The organism is Chryseobacterium flavum (genome assembly GCF_003385595.1).
Classification (GTDB): domain Bacteria; phylum Bacteroidota; class Bacteroidia; order Flavobacteriales; family Weeksellaceae; genus Chryseobacterium; species Chryseobacterium flavum.
Genome location: NZ_QNUE01000012.1, coordinates 126,029 through 141,199, shown reverse-complemented (window position 1 = coordinate 141,199; position 15,171 = coordinate 126,029). Strand labels below are relative to the sequence as shown.

Below are 15,171 nucleotides of genomic sequence, written 5' to 3'. Positions count from 1 at the left end.
CCTTCCTTTGCTTTATTCTACCATAATAACTCAAAAATATAATCTAAAAAAAAAAAATTCATTGAAAAATATGAGTTACAAAAAAATACGCCCATAAAAAAGGCTGTCCTTTTGAGACAGCCTCTTTTTATTTATTATGCAACAATCGGCCTATTTTTTTAGCCAGCTTTGATTATCCTTGTTATCAGATCGTTTTTTTCCATTATCAATATTATAGGCAAAACCTACTCCCAATGTCTGCTTTAACTGAGTTTTCTGTATCTGGTTATGGTCATATAGCAAATCCAATGTGACATTGGTAGATATATATTTATTGATCTTCATATTCAGCACCCCGCTATACGACAGTACCAGCCTTTCGGGATGATCCAGATAATTTGAAAATACTGATCCCGTATTGATGAGGCTGATATTTTCCATAATCTTCACCTTGTAAATAGCTGTTCCCAGGAAACCAAACTGGAAAAGAGAAGAGTCTCCGTCATTTTTAAGACCATAAGTTCCGGCTGTCTGAAGGTCTTTATCCAGAACAAAGGTCCATCTTGCATTAGCAGGACGTAAAGTCATTGTAAAATTATCATTGGGGCGGTAAGTAACACCGGCACCCACATTAAGATATCCGGGAGCCATAAAGTTTGATATTTTTTTGGCATCAGGATTATTGCCATCTTCATATCCCGGAGCAAATTGAGTCTGTAGACTTACTCCCGCAGAGAAATACCAGTTTTTGGCAAACTCCCTTCCATAATTTGTAGAAAGATTAATAACATCCTGTGTTTTTCTTACTCCGGTTCCCTGTGTATTATTCTGCCCATACCCCAGAATAATGATATTTTCCCAGAGATCCTTACCTTTTTCGTAGGTCATGTTGTAGTTTACTCCGGCAAGCCATCCTACATTGTTGGCTCCACCGCCGACCCAATTGGAAAAGGCTGCCTGATTAAGCATTAATGTATTTTGTCCCTGAATAGACCAGGCTTTGGCGGTATCAGCTACAGGAGCTTCAGTTTTTGTTTCCTGCGCTGCTGCTGCAACCCCTAAAGAGAAGGAAGCGATCAATAAAAGTTTTTTCATAATTAACTATTTTCCTTACAAATGTATAAATAATAATTTACGCCCGGAGAAAATTCACCTTAACTTGAATTTTCACCTTTACACCCAATGACATAACTTATTAAAAAGAAAACTTTTAAAATACCAAATTTGCAAAAGGAATATTTGAACAGAAATTTGCTTAACTGATCATTTCTATAATAAAAAAAGATACTTCAACGTTGAAGTACCTTTTTTGTCATAAATAATTTTCAATCTATTTCTTAATCCACCATTGGCTGTCTTTACGGTCGGAACGCTTAACTCCATTATCCAGCGTATAGGCAAAACCAATTCCAAGAGTCTGCTTTAGCTGTGTTTTTGCAATTTGATTGTGGTCATACAGCAGGTCTACAGTTATATTTGAAGAGATATATTTATTAACCTTAAGATTTAAAACAGCTCCATAAGCCAATACAAGCCTTTCAGGATGATCCAGATAATTTGAAAATACTGAAGCCGTATTCGTTAAGTTCACCCCTTCCATTACTTTTAGTTTATACACCGCTGTTCCCAAAAAACCAAACTGCAGCAATGAAGCATCTCCATCACTTTTAAGACCGTAATTTCCGGCAATCTGAAGCTCCCTATCAGATACAAAAGTCCATCTTCCGTTGGTAGGTCGTAATGTTACCGTTAAATCATCGTTAGGCCTGTAAGTAATACCCATACCTATATTCAGATAACCGGGAGCCATAAAATTAGATATTTTCTTGGCTTCAGGATTATTGCCATCTTCATAACCTGCTGAAAACTGAGACTGAAGTCCGGCTCCTAGAGAAAAATACCAGCTTTTAGAAAATTTTCTGCCATAATTTGTAGAGACATTTATAACATCCTGTGTTTTTCTTACCCCCAATCCTTTGGTATCATTCTGTCCGTAGCCTAAAACAATGATGTTTTCCCACAGATCTTTGTCTTTTTCATACGTAATGTTATAATCAATACCAGCAAGCCATCCTACGTTATTGGCACCACCGCCAACCCAATTTGAAAAAGAGGCCTGATTAATCATTAAGCTGTTTTTCCCTAACACAGACCAGTATCTTACTGTATCTGTTACAATGGAATCTTTTTTTAACTCTTCTTGTGCACATACATAAATCCCCGTAAAAAAGGAAAGAATCAATAAAAACTTCTTCATTATTCTAAACAATTTTCAATACAAAAGTATTAATATAATTTTTTTTGAGGGTAAACCGACCACTAAAAGAATATGTTTTCTCTCTAATTTTAGAAACTATCCAAATAATTCAATGCCATATCATGAATTGAAAAATTAAAATTAATACCTTTTGTCTTAAAATCAGGTCAGTATCAATACTTTGATCGACAAATTTTCCGAAATTTATTCTTGGCTTTTGATTTGACATAAAATCCTCATGTTTAAAAATGTAATTTCCAAAAAAGCAATTATAAACCCCTTGCTGATGCTTTCAGCAATGTGGTTAGGATATTTTTTACAGATGCACGGCTTTTTTGAAAGTTGCTTTGGAGCCATCATTCCTTTACTTCCGGAAGGGCTTCTAGGAATTATCACCTCTCCTCTTTTACATGGAAATATAGATCATATTATAGGAAACTCTATTCCTATAGCTGCTCTTATGTTCCTCTTGTATCAGTTCTATCCTTTAGTAGCCAGCAAGGTTTTTATTATAGGCTGGCTGGCAACAGGATTTTTGGTTTGGCTTCTCCCTCCAATTGATATTCTCACCGGTGAATATATGTATACTTGTACCATAGGAGCCAGTGGCGTAGTTTATGTTCTTGCCTTTTTCCTATTCTTCAGCGGCGTATTCAAATGGAATATGAAACTGCTTACGATATCATTACTTGTTGTGTTGTATTATGGCAGTCTGGTTTGGGGAATGCTGCCGGAAGAATTGTTCTACAATATGCCGGAACCAAGCAAAATCTCCTGGCAGGCTCACCTTTCCGGTGCTGTTGTAGGAAGTATTATAGCTTTTGTTTTTAAAAACGTAGGCGAAAAGAAGAAGAAGTTCATCTGGGAATTTCCCAATTATTACAGTGAAAAGGATGATAAGTTATGGCAGGAATATAAAGAAAATCACCCTGAAGATTTTTTAGAGCTTCCTTACAAAAAAAGGGATGATATCTGGGATCACCTGGATGAGTTAAGAAAGAAATAAAACTTATTTCATTACATTTGAAAAAAAACACATATGATCTCCGAAGAATATTTATATGCAATTGCTCTGCGGGAGTGCAGCTACATTGGTGATATTAACTTCTATAAACTTATAAGAACATTTGGAAGCGCAAAAGAGGCGTGGTACAACGCCGGAAAAGAATATAAAAAGATTGAAGGAATGGGATCCAGGTCAGTTTCTGACATTGGTAATGCACAACATCTCAAATTTGCAGAAAAAGAAATAAAATTTTGCGAAAAGAATAATATCCAGATCAGGTTAAGGCATCTCAGTACGGCATTCAACCTGTTGAATGAGTGCATTGATGCTCCCGCTGTACTTTATCAAAAAGGAAATTTTGAAGACTCCCAGAGAAAAATAAGTATTGTGGGAACCCGTAATATGACGTCTTACGGCCGTGAGTTTATCCACAATTTTTTTGATGCTACTGAATCTTCCTCTTATTTAACCGTAAGTGGTCTGGCCCTGGGTGTGGATAAAGAGGTTCATGAACAGTCCATACTTCATAGAAAACCAACCGTAGCCGTTCTTGCACACGGATTTGAGTATCTGTATCCTGCCAAAAACAGAAAGCTCTCGGAAAAAATTGTTCATGAAGGAGGCACATTACTCACTGAATTTAGCTCGTCAAGAAAGCCGGACCGGGAAAATTTCATCCAGAGGAACAGAATTGTTGCAGGTATATCTTCTTCAACGGTTGTAGTGGAGAGTGGATTTGGCGGCGGATCGATAAGTACAGCTGCCTTCGCCAATGATTATAACAGGGATGTATTTGCTCTTCCCGGCAAAATTACTGACCCCTGTAGCCAGGGATGTAACCAATTGATTTTCCATCATAAGGCAACTGCTATTTCCACAATTAAAGATCTTATACGTTTGCTTGGGCTGAATAATCCCCGGGAAAAAAGCGGAGAGCTTTTTCCTTACCATGAAACAGTTACACAATTAACTGATAATCAAAATACAATCTATCAATTTATAAAAGCAAACCCACAGATATCTTTGGATGATATGGCCCAGGAGATTGCTATTTCTCCATACAAAATTTTACCTGTAATCTTAGAATTGGAGCTTTTAGGGAAAGTAAAATCATATTCCGGGAGACAATTTACAGCAATTTAAGAATTAACGATTTCTTAATATTGCATTATTTCATACATAACATTTCATTTTTAATAAAATTTAATCATAAATTATTGATTTAATAATATTCCGAAACATTATTATTTAATTTTTAACAATCTTAAAATAGAGTGTTGTGAATCTTGAAAAAAAAATTAAATTTGTTGACAATAATATTCAACCTTAATATATGGAACAATATAATATTGACCAGAAAATCCAAGAGTTTATTGCAAAAATTGAAGCAAAAAATCCTAACGAACCGGAATTCTTACAGGCTGTAAAAGAAGTTGCCGTAACTGTGATTCCATTCATTGCTACTAAAAAAGAATATAACGGAATGAAGCTGCTTGAAAGAATGGCTGAAGCTGAAAGAATTATCATTTTCAGAGTTCCATGGGTTGATGATAAAGGAGAAATTCAGGTTAACAGAGGTTTCAGAATTCAAATGAATTCTGCTATTGGCCCATATAAAGGAGGAATCCGTTTCCATCCTACTGTAAACTTATCGGTTCTTAAATTCTTAGCTTTTGAACAGGTATTTAAAAACTCATTAACAACTCTTCCAATGGGAGGAGGTAAAGGAGGTTCAGATTTTGATCCACAAGGGAAATCTGATATGGAAGTAATGCGTTTCTGCCAGGCTTTCATGACTGAGCTTTGCAAGCACATTGGCCCTGAAACAGATGTACCAGCCGGCGATATCGGTGTAGGAGCAAGAGAGATCGGATATTTATTCGGACAGTATAAAAAAATCAGAAATGAATTTACCGGAGTTCTTACAGGAAAAGGCCTTGCTTACGGAGGTTCTCTAATCCGACCTGAAGCTACAGGATATGGTGTAGTGTACTTTGCTGAGCAGATGCTTAAAACAATCGGGCAAGACTTCAATGGCAAAACAGTAACAGTATCAGGTTTCGGAAACGTAGCCTGGGGAGTAATCAAAAAAGCAACTGAGCTGGGAGCTAAGGTGGTAACCATTTCTGGTCCTGACGGATATATTTATGATAAAGACGGTATCAGCGGAGAAAAGATTGACTATTTATTGGAATTAAGATCTTCAGGAAACAACAGAGCTGAAGATTATGCTAAAAAGTATCCTTCTGCAGAGTTCCATGCCGGAAAACGTCCTTGGGAAGTAAAATGTGATGTGGCTTTCCCTTCTGCTACTCAAAACGAGCTGGATCTTGAAGATGCCAAAAAACTGGTTGAAAGCGGATGTCTTTGTGTAACAGAAGCAGCAAACATGCCTTCTACCTTAGATGCCATCAATTATTTCCTTGACAATAAAGTATTGTTCTCTCCTGGTAAAGCTTCCAATGCCGGAGGTGTAGCTACATCAGGATTAGAAATGACTCAGAACTCTATCCGTTTAAACTGGACTTCTGAAGAGGTGGACGCAAGATTAAAAGAGATCATGATTGGTATCCATAAAGCCTGCAGAGATTACGGAAAAGAAGAAAATGGTTATGTAAACTACGTAAAAGGGGCAAATATTGCGGGCTTCGTAAAAGTAGCTGAAGCAATGCTAGCTCAGGGAGTGGTATAATAAAATATAAAGGTTGGGAAAACTCCCGACCTTTTTTGATATAGCCTGTTCCCGGGAAAATGGGAAAAAAGTAAAAAGTGAAAGGAGAAAGTGCTGCTATATGCGGCACTTTTTTTATTTTTATATCATGAAAGGTGCTTTCAAAAATATTGATGAATATATTATATATTCTTTTATTTCCTGAAGAAGTGCAGGAAAAACTTAATGAATTAAGAAAGTCTATTCACAAACAAATCCCTGATCTCGAAGAATATATTGGCTACCAGATGCCTGCATTCAAATATAAAAACAAACCCCTGATCTATTTTGCGGGCTATAAAAAGCACATCGGTTTTTATCCGGGTGCTGAAGCAATCAGGAATTTTGAAAAACAATTTAAAGAGCTGAATTATAAATTTTCAAAGGGAGCAGTACAATTTCCTATCCATAAAAAATTACCTTTGGATCTAATCATCAACATCGTAAAATTCAGGAAATTAGAAATAGAACAAAAAAAATCCTGAAATACAGGATTTCAGGATTCCGACTAGTGTTTGCTAAAATTTTTACTTTTTCTTTTTAGTCTTCTTTTCTTCTTTTGTTGCTTCCGCAGGCTTAGTAGCTTCCATTGTGCTTCCTGTGCTTACTGTTGCATCTGTAGTTGTTGCTGAAGGATCCGTAGAAGCTGCTGGTGTATTTTTTTGAGTACCCGCATCTGTAGTCGTAGTCTGAGGACTCTGCTGTTGTGTTTGAGTTGTCGTTGGGTTACTGTTAGAATTTTCGGCTGGTTTCTGTGTTTCTGTTTGAGCCGATACTGCGATTACTCCGACTAATGTAAGCGCAGCCGTTAAAAATAACTTTTTCATAATGTAATATTTTAAATGATTGTTTAAACTAAACGACACATTATTTATAAAATTATCTGGAAACGTGTTATTTAACGTACTTTATAATTATTTAAGAGGTTTTCACAATATTTTTTACTTTGCCTTCATCATTTTTTCTACAAATTCAAATGCAGCCGGGCATATGACTGTATTTTTCAACATTAAATTATTAATCTGATAAATCTTTTTGCGGTCGGTATGCGGATACTCACGGCAGGCCTTTGGTCTTACTTCATAAATAGAACAGGTATTATCATCATTCAGAAAGAAACAGGGAAGATCTTGGAGCACTTTATCATGATCTTCGTCAACTCTTAAAAATTTTGTCTCAAAATCAGCCGGCTTCATACGGAGGTGCTTCGCAATACGTTCAATATCTTTTTCTGTATATAAAGGGCCGGTTGTTTTACAGCAATTGGCACACTGTAAGCAATCTATTTCTTTAAAAACTTCATCATGGTTCTCCTGCACAATATAATCAAGATTTCTGGGAGGCTTCTTCTTCAGACTATCCAGAAATTTTTTATGCTCTTTCTGCTTTTGTAACGCTTGTTTCTTATAAAAATCTAAATCCATTATTATTTATTTCCAACCGATACCGGAAGGGTTTCGTTTTGATATTCGTTAATTTTATCCAGATCAAGAACTGTTGTCAAATTATCTTTATCCGGATAATACATTGGAACAAACCGTGCACCGTATACAATCTCTCCTGTTACATAGGATGATCGCTGCACCACAGTATTTGAAAATACTTCATCAAAGGCCCGGATCTGCACAATAAGTTCGATATCTGTAGTTTTAAAATCATCTTCTGAAAATCCATAAAAAGGTGAACTCTCATCTATTTTATGAACGATGGTCCAGTTTAGTGCCAGTGTATTAATTTTACTCAATTGGGTTTCAAGCCTGTAAAAATTGCTTTTAGTAACACCGTTTTCAATTACCTCTATTGCTGCAGATACAATGACATCAGCATCCGTCAGGGCATTATTTTTATACGGAGCCACCCTGAACATCAAGGCAGCAGATTCCTGAAAAGGAGCGATCAGCGCGATATCAGAAAATCTTAAATAAGCTCTGGGTCTTGAGAATCTTCCATAGAAAAGCCCGGTTGCAATAGCAAAGGTAAGTAATCCTAAAAAGGCTTCAAAAGTGGCTACAAGACTTGCCATAAATCCTACAGGAGCAATTCTTCCGTAACCCACTGTTGTGAATGTCTGTGAACTGAAGAAAAAAACATCAATAAATTCATTGACCGGATCACTTTTATCAATTCCCGTGAGATGCTCTACCCCGATCATATAATAGATCATAGCAAATACGAGATTAATCAGAACATAGGCTATAACAAGGTAGGAAATAAAACGAAATGACGACAGGTTGAGCATGGTATGGTACCAGCTTAATCTGTTGAATACATTTACGCCTGTTCTGGTAACATTCGGAAGCCCATCCTTGTTTATAAACCTTCCGGACGCATTATTCCCAAAACCAGTGTTTTCAGCATTTTTCTGACGGATTATTTTTCTGAACCCTTTTGTCATATTTACATTATTTCTTGATGAAGAACAACGGTAAACCGCCATACTTCAATTTTTATATTGCCTTACTTTTCATGCAAAGATAAAATATTGTTTTCATGAATTTTATCAATTATATGATGAGATTTTTAATCTGTTTTTGCTGTACATTTGAAATATGAAAAAGCTGGAATCAAGAGAGGACATTGAGCTCCTTGTCAATTCATTTTATACAAAAGTCATTAAAGATGAAACAATTGGGTTCTTTTTCAATGACATTGCCAAAGTAGACTGGGATAAGCACCTCCCAAAAATGTATTCTTTTTGGGAATCTATACTTTTTGGGCAGATGACCTACAAGGGAAATCCTATGGGGGTCCACTTTCCAATCAATGAGATACAGGCTATGGAGCAAAAGCACTTTGACAGATGGCTCCAACTTTGGCGGACAACCATTGAAGAAAATTTTGTAGGAGAAAATGCTGATATGGCTATTTACAAATCTGAGAATATTGCTAAATTAATGGCATATAAGATGGAACTGGCCAGAAGACTTTAAGATTTTATTATATCTTGATATAATCAGGGTATTTCTTTGTTTTTTTACTTTCACGTGAATCATAAGCTGTATTTCATTAGCTTCAGACTACTTTCAGTTGAAATATAGAACTGAACATCAGTAATCTAAAAAATAATATTTCACTCTTTTGATACTTTTTCTTAAATGTTTGAATTTTAGGTATTTATACTGATGCTAAATATTTTTCCAATCTCTACCTTTACCCTATTAAAATTACCCGGGACATTTTAATCAAATTTAAATGCGGTATCCGAAAAGCAATCAGAGTAGGAATTAGAAAAACTTAGAAATCATGGAACTTATTAAAGAAAATGTAAAAACAGCTAAAGTAATTTTATTACAGGCCCAAGGAAAAGAAACAGGGAAATTCTTAAGTCATGGAAATGCAGATGTTTTCCTTCAGAATGGTATTCAGGGATTAGGAGAAGTCTTCATTCTTGAAGAATTGTCAAACAATAGAGTTGCCCTGAAATGTGTCAGTAAAGAAAATGGCTTATATTTAAGTCATGCTTTTGATAAATTATGGCTTCAGAAAGGAATACAGGGAGAAGGGGAAGAATGGGAAATGAAAGTACACAGCCCTAATAAGGTTTCCTTTAATTGTTATGGTAAAGAAGCAGGTAAAACCCTTAGCCATGCCTTTGACAAAATGTGGCTGCAAAATGGTTACCAGGGTGAAGGAGAGCTATGGCAAATGCTAGATTAACAGAGATATAGACATTAAGTAAAAAGGCTTACAGTGATAATATTGTAGGTCTTTTTGCTATTTTACTAAATCGAGATGTAATCTTAAGGAACGATTACCGTAAATATATAAGCCGCCAGATTCACTAAAAGCACTGTTCCGTATAAAATGTTCGTTTTTCCCCGGCTAAGCGACAGCATTACAATAAATACGGACAGAGAGAGAAGAATAATGTCTTTTTTGTCCAGTCCTAATACCAATGGTATATCATACATAATGCAAACCACGGAAACTGCCGGAATGGTAAGCCCTATACTCGCAAGAGCAGAGCCTAATGCCAAATTCAGGCTGGACTGAATCTGATTTCCTCTTGCGGCACGTATAGCAGCTACGCCTTCGGGCAGCAGGACAACTGCAGCAATAATGACACCTACCAAAGATTTTGGAGCCCCCAAACTTTGTACCATTCCTTCAATAGTATCCGACAGACCTTTCGCCATTAAAACAACAATCCCAAGGCAGATAACAAGAAAAGCAAAGCTTATCAGAGTTTTGGTCAGTGTCGGAATATAATGCTCTTCAGGATGCTCATCAGGCACAATAAAATAGCTTCTGTGCCGGACGGTCTGTACCATCAGAAACACCCCATAGATAGCGAGGCAGGCAATAGAAATAAATATGAGCTGAGCTTCATTATAAAAAGGTCCATTGACACTTGATGTGAAATTAGGAAGCACAAGGGTAAGTACTAAAATTGAAACAATACTTACCAGATAAGTTGTAGCAGAAGTTCTCGCAAAGAACTGTTCATGATATTTAACGCCGCCCACCAGGATACAAATTCCTAAAATTCCGTTAAGGATTAGCATTACAGCGGCAAAAACGGTGTCTCTGGCCAGCGTGATCGCCTGATCTCCGCCGGCTACCATCAGTGAGATGATTAATGCTACTTCAATAATTGTAATACAAAGAGCCAGGATAATCGTTCCGAAGGGCTCTCCTACTTTATGTGCAACTACTTCAGCATGATGTACCGCAGATAATACACTTCCAATAAGTAAAATTCCTGCAATAATATCATAAAAGACCCCACCACCCATTAATCCGGAAAAGTAATACCCTACCGCAAGAACAGGAAAAACATAGGTATAATGTAAAAGTTCTTTAAGTTTCATAAAGTGATTACAAAATACAAAAAATCTATGAATTTTGAAATATTAAAAGGAAATATTAATCATATTTTAATGCTGCCAAAGGCTAAAATCCTGAAAATCTGTGAACATATGAAACAAGAGTCCAACAGCAATAATTCTGATATTTCCTTTAAAAAACAGCATCAGAAAGTAAATTCCTATAGCATAATATGAATGCAGAAAATGAAATCCTATACTATTTCTTGAAGGATCAAAAACAGGGTTGGCAAAAAGGTGATCCAGATCCACAAGCATTGTTGCCAGCATAATAAGATAAGCTTTTTTCCAGTTTTTACGGAAAAAGACCAGGGCAATAAACACCGGAAAGACCAGGTGTAAGAAATAATGTGTAAAAGATTTTAACAGGCTAATTTCTTCTGACAAGATCATTGATACAGATTATGGTTAAAAAATTGACTTTACCACCTCAAAATTAAAGGTATTTTCTCATCCTTTGCTTTTATGGTCATCCAAAAATGCTGATCTTTACTTTCGTAAAAAATATAATGAACTTCAGACAGAATTCTTTTTTCAGTGTCACTCAGGGTTTTCAAAGAAGAAAGTAGCAATGGATTGTTTCTGATAAAAATATAATTCTCATTAAGTTTTGAAGGTGGATATACAGGTTTTCTGGTAGAGTGTATCACAATTCCCTTATTATCTTTAATGATAGTATTTGGTAGGAAAGGAATTGCTGTAAACTGATTCTGTCCATTGACCCATTTCCTGAATTGAAAATACTCCAAAGTTTTATCAGGAGACAGACTTTGAAGCTCAATAATATAGTTGGGCTGAATAATCTTCTGATAGGTTTTCTTTTCAATTTCATTGAAATTATCATCATATCCGTAACTGATAATTGTATCGTTTACCTGTTCAATATCCGCAGCAATACTCAGGGAGCTGATCTCCGATATTGAGTCTAATGCCTTTTTGCTAAAAAAAACACTGCATCTCCTGATATTTTCAACATCTAATTCCAGTTCTAAAAGACAGTTCCTTTGTTTCAGTTTTGAAATTATTGACCGGCCGGGGCCCGGGGCCTCATTATTTTTTATCTGGATATCATTTTCATTCAGCTCGACTGAAAAATTTTGAATTTTATTGCCCCTAATAAAAGAAATACTTCCCGAAGTATTATGAATAAACTGATCGGCTGTAAAGTTGTTTTTACCTGAAGATTGAATAAATCTATCACCAGCAGCTCCAAAAACGTAATCTGAAGTCCCGGCAATACAATGGTTATCCTTTACAGCAATGTAAAGCTGACCTTTTTGAAAGAAATATTTTCCTTTACTTACAAATTTTTGTTTTTTTAAGAATGCAATAAATTTTTCCCGGTCTTTAAGTTCAAGAACGCTATACCATTCGGAAAAATTTGTATTTTTTATATGAAACACCTGCAAAAAATCCGGGATTTTAACTCCCGAATTTTTAAAGGATTCCCTTTTTCTGTCTTTAGGTCCGCCACCACCCCATCGGGAAGGATGCAGTATTAAGCTGGAAATATATTGCCCCGTCAGCTTCTTTACATCAATCAAAGCAACCACATCTGCATTTTCAGGAATATATTTCAGTTTTTTATCCTTATCAAAAAACACAAAATAAACAGCCGTCACCAATAGCAGAACCAGCGGTACAATAAGTTTCTTTTTGTTCATTATAATATTTGCAGCTTTTTCTCTGATTCTTTAGCCTTAAAGACTTCATTAAATAAATCAAAAAAATACATCAGACTGTTTTCAGAAGAATTTTTAATATTATAATCCATCTCTGTCTGGATGCTTTCTCCTTTAACTTCAGTTTTATAATACAGTTCTCCTATGTTTTTCCTGAATATATTCAATGTTTTTCTTTCCGAAGGGCTTTTAAATTCCTTATCTAAGCCCGTTAAAAGTTTCTGTAGATCCAATCTTCCTGTTAAAGGATATCTGGCTGAGTCTTTTGCCCACTTTTTTGAAACTTCAGACTGGCTGTTTGAGAAAATATTATCTGTAGAGCTTGTAAAATAAACAACACCATCTTTTACAGTAAAGAATATCTGATCAAGATAACCGCCATTCTTAGGATCTTTAAAAGTGTAGAAATTCCCGGCTTTTGAAAATTTTTCCGCCAGTTTCTTATTGGTGATCAACAAATTAAAAATGCGCGACCAGTATCCTTCATTTTCAGTTGCAAAAGCAAAAGTGAAATTAGGAACAGCTACATCTTTGGTTTTCTTTACTTCCTTTTCATTATAATCATCATCATATTCATAATCCGTATACTCTACCTTTTTTGAGGTAAGCTCATTCAGAACAAAAATACCATTTCCAGGGGCTATTTTAGTAATTGCTTCTTCATCCAGAACAATTTTCATAGTCTCAAGAATCAGTTCCATTTCCTTCTTATATTCGCTTTCTCCGGTATTTTTAAGAAGACTGTAAACTACATCAAAAACTTTTCCTCCATTTACATTGATTGCATAATATCCTACACTTTTGTCATTGATCAGTGCCAGCAGCTTTTTGTTTTTCTTCCCTTTGTAGATTGAAGAGATATTCTGCTGCATTTCTTTGTTCTTGTGCTGGTAATTATTGACCAGCCTTACTTTATCTTTATCAAAATATAAGTTGTATGCTGAATTCGAGTCATACATATTCTGAAAAATCTGTCCAAACTCATTTTGCTTCAGCATTTTTCCATACACTCCATCAGTAAGCATTTTTCCATAATCTGTGTACACAAAAACATCAGAAGCGGTATCCCTGAAAGCAAGCATTTCTTCAGGCACTTCCAATTCTAAATTTGAATTGAAATATCGGTCAAATTCCCCCTCGGCAATACCTTTAACTATTTTAAAATTTTCTTTCCGGATAGAATCCTGTTCTTTCCGGTAGGCTGAATCGGCATCACCTTCCTCCCAGTCATCAGCAGGAGACGTTTCCTCATTTTCATAAGGATTTGTATTTTTTTCAGGAGGATACTGATGGTGTTTCTGAAGGTATTTGATATCTTTTTGAATTCTGGCAATCTCCAGATTGTTTTCTTTGATATTATCTTTCAGATACTGAATCTCATCCTTTAAGTTCTGTATTTCTTCTCTATAATCAAAAGATTTTTCCGGCTCCGCCTCTTCAGCATAAGCACTGTCAACAGCAGCTGTACTGTCTTCGGATACCACTACACTATCTTCATCCGCAGATCCTTCCCAAATATCTTTATATGGCTTGGTATAGCTTACCATACTAAGAACAGCGCGGTTTCCGTTCCAGGCAACAAAGATATCATCATCTATATCAACATAGGAATAATTGCTTTTCTTTGAAACCTCTAATCCTTTTTTCTTAACCGAATTAACAAACTCCTGAAACTTTTCCTTATTATCAATTATAAAATGAGTGTTATAGGTTTTAACCGAATCATTAACACTGGCGTAATGATATTGAACAGCATCATATTTAATTCCCGTCTTGGAATAATCAGTCCAGGTTGGCTTTTCTTTATCTTTCCTGCTTAGTTCAAGCAATAAAGGGTTCAGTTTATTCCAGTTGATTTTATTATTAAGCTGTTTCCCATTAACTTCCATATAAAATATAGCATCAGCAGGAAGCTTCATACTTTTTTGCGCAAAAACAAGCATAAAGCTAAAAAGTAAGAAAACAATTTTTTGTGTTTTTAAAAATATATATTTCATGGCTATTGTTATAAATTATTGGAATAATATTGTGTTCTGTACATTTTTTTTCTGAAGAATTAAATCCAGGATATCAGCTTCAAATTTTATAGCTTTTCTATTCGGAGAAAGCTGATAGGATTTATTTGACTGAGATTTTATCGTATTTTCAAACTGCATTACTGCAATATATTTTGCGCCATTAAAAACTTCTTTGTCAGCCTTACTCATCTTATCATAATCTGTCTTAAAAGTATTTACCTTATTTCTTGTCAATACTTTCTTCTCATAATTCTGACTATAGATTTGAGTCGGAATCATTTTACCCAATATATTCTGAGCCTTTAATTTTTCCAATCCGGCATTGATGTTTTCAATCTTTTTGAAGTTACAGCTTAGCTTAATGATATAATTATCGAAATCCAGGGTTGTTTTTACATTGCTAATCCCGGGAGTACCCCTGAAAGTTTTTGCAGCTTCATTGATCTTATTTTCAATTTCAGCTTTTTTAGGAACCTTTTTTCCGTTAATAGTTTCCATTTTAGAGATTGATGCCAGCCTTGTTTTACTTTTACTTGCATTAAGAATTATCGTATATTCTCCACTACCATCAGCTTTTACATTAGCTTTATCTAAAATATCAAAACAACTGGTAAGCAATATCAAAGGAAAAAATGAAAGAAATAATTTGAAAAATATTTTCATAAATTGGGTTTAAAAGGCAAAAATACTTAA

At 35.3% G+C, this 15,171-nt stretch carries 16 protein-coding genes; 6 read left to right on the top strand and 10 right to left on the bottom strand.

The features are described 5' to 3' along the window. Positions 1-150: 150 nt before the first annotated feature. A complete protein-coding gene (locus DRF59_RS15165) occupies positions 151-1,074 on the bottom strand; it encodes a DUF3078 domain-containing protein (protein ID WP_115961920.1) in 924 nt (307 codons plus the stop codon). Positions 1,075-1,309: 235 nt separating this feature from the next. Beyond that, positions 1,310-2,236: a DUF3078 domain-containing protein gene (locus DRF59_RS15160; protein WP_115961917.1), complete on the bottom strand. Its 927-nt coding sequence runs from the start codon at positions 2,234-2,236 to the stop codon at positions 1,310-1,312. Between the two features lie 238 nt (positions 2,237-2,474). Here DRF59_RS15160 and DRF59_RS15155 point away from each other — a divergent pair, with 238 nt between their 5' ends. The 4 genes from DRF59_RS15155 (at position 2,475) to DRF59_RS15140 (ending at position 6,437) form a co-directional block, all read left to right on the top strand. Continuing rightward, complete coding sequence (locus DRF59_RS15155; protein ID WP_115961914.1) at positions 2,475-3,242, top strand: rhomboid family intramembrane serine protease; 768 nt, start codon at positions 2,475-2,477, stop codon at positions 3,240-3,242. 33 nt (positions 3,243-3,275) lie between these two features. After that, positions 3,276-4,385, top strand: a complete 1,110-nt coding sequence (dprA, locus tag DRF59_RS15150) for a DNA-processing protein DprA (protein WP_115961911.1) — start codon at positions 3,276-3,278, stop codon at positions 4,383-4,385. Positions 4,386-4,575: 190 nt separating this feature from the next. After that, entirely contained in the window at positions 4,576-5,934 is a 1,359-nt protein-coding gene (gdhA, locus tag DRF59_RS15145; RefSeq protein ID WP_115961908.1) for an NADP-specific glutamate dehydrogenase, read from the top strand. 152 nt (positions 5,935-6,086) lie between these two features. After that, positions 6,087-6,437, top strand: coding sequence for an iron chaperone (locus DRF59_RS15140; protein ID WP_115961905.1), 351 nt, complete (start codon positions 6,087-6,089; stop codon positions 6,435-6,437). Between the two features lie 42 nt (positions 6,438-6,479). Here DRF59_RS15140 and DRF59_RS15135 read toward each other — a convergent pair whose 3' ends face one another. From DRF59_RS15135 to DRF59_RS15125, 3 genes are all read right to left on the bottom strand, one after another. Then, positions 6,480-6,779, bottom strand: coding sequence for a hypothetical protein (locus DRF59_RS15135; protein WP_115961903.1), 300 nt, complete (start codon positions 6,777-6,779; stop codon positions 6,480-6,482). Positions 6,780-6,893: 114 nt separating this feature from the next. After that, the gene (locus DRF59_RS15130) at positions 6,894-7,376 is read right to left on the bottom strand and encodes a YkgJ family cysteine cluster protein (RefSeq protein ID WP_115961900.1); all 483 of its coding nucleotides are present in this window, start codon (positions 7,374-7,376) and stop codon (positions 6,894-6,896) included. Between the two features lie 2 nt (positions 7,377-7,378). After that, the gene (locus tag DRF59_RS15125; protein WP_317126575.1) at positions 7,379-8,389 is read right to left on the bottom strand and encodes an ion channel; all 1,011 of its coding nucleotides are present in this window, start codon (positions 8,387-8,389) and stop codon (positions 7,379-7,381) included. A 112-nt stretch (positions 8,390-8,501) separates the two neighbouring features. Here DRF59_RS15125 and DRF59_RS15120 point away from each other — a divergent pair, with 112 nt between their 5' ends. Then, a complete protein-coding gene (locus DRF59_RS15120; RefSeq protein ID WP_115961897.1) occupies positions 8,502-8,882 on the top strand; it encodes a group III truncated hemoglobin in 381 nt (126 codons plus the stop codon). Between the two features lie 313 nt (positions 8,883-9,195). Continuing rightward, positions 9,196-9,609: a fascin domain-containing protein gene (locus DRF59_RS15115; protein ID WP_115961894.1), complete on the top strand. Its 414-nt coding sequence runs from the start codon at positions 9,196-9,198 to the stop codon at positions 9,607-9,609. Between the two features lie 83 nt (positions 9,610-9,692). Here DRF59_RS15115 and DRF59_RS15110 read toward each other — a convergent pair whose 3' ends face one another. The 5 genes from DRF59_RS15110 to DRF59_RS15090 form a co-directional block, all read right to left on the bottom strand. After that, positions 9,693-10,763 carry a calcium:proton antiporter gene (locus DRF59_RS15110; protein WP_115961891.1) on the bottom strand — a complete coding sequence of 357 codons (1,071 nt, stop codon included), beginning with the start codon at positions 10,761-10,763 and terminating at the stop codon, positions 9,693-9,695. Positions 10,764-10,829: 66 nt separating this feature from the next. Continuing rightward, complete coding sequence (locus tag DRF59_RS15105) at positions 10,830-11,171, bottom strand: DUF6122 family protein (RefSeq protein ID WP_185144924.1); 342 nt, start codon at positions 11,169-11,171, stop codon at positions 10,830-10,832. A gap of 29 nt (positions 11,172-11,200) precedes the next feature. Then, positions 11,201-12,442 (bottom strand): hypothetical protein, encoded by a 1,242-nt coding sequence (locus DRF59_RS15100; RefSeq protein WP_115961888.1) that lies wholly within the window; start codon positions 12,440-12,442, stop codon positions 11,201-11,203. Further along, positions 12,442-14,457 (bottom strand): DUF4140 domain-containing protein, encoded by a 2,016-nt coding sequence (locus tag DRF59_RS15095; RefSeq protein WP_115961885.1) that lies wholly within the window; start codon positions 14,455-14,457, stop codon positions 12,442-12,444. Before DRF59_RS15095 ends, DRF59_RS15100 begins: the two co-directional genes overlap by 1 nt. 15 nt (positions 14,458-14,472) lie before the next feature. Further along, a complete protein-coding gene (locus DRF59_RS15090; RefSeq protein ID WP_115961882.1) occupies positions 14,473-15,141 on the bottom strand; it encodes a hypothetical protein in 669 nt (222 codons plus the stop codon). Positions 15,142-15,171: the final 30 nt, after the last annotated feature.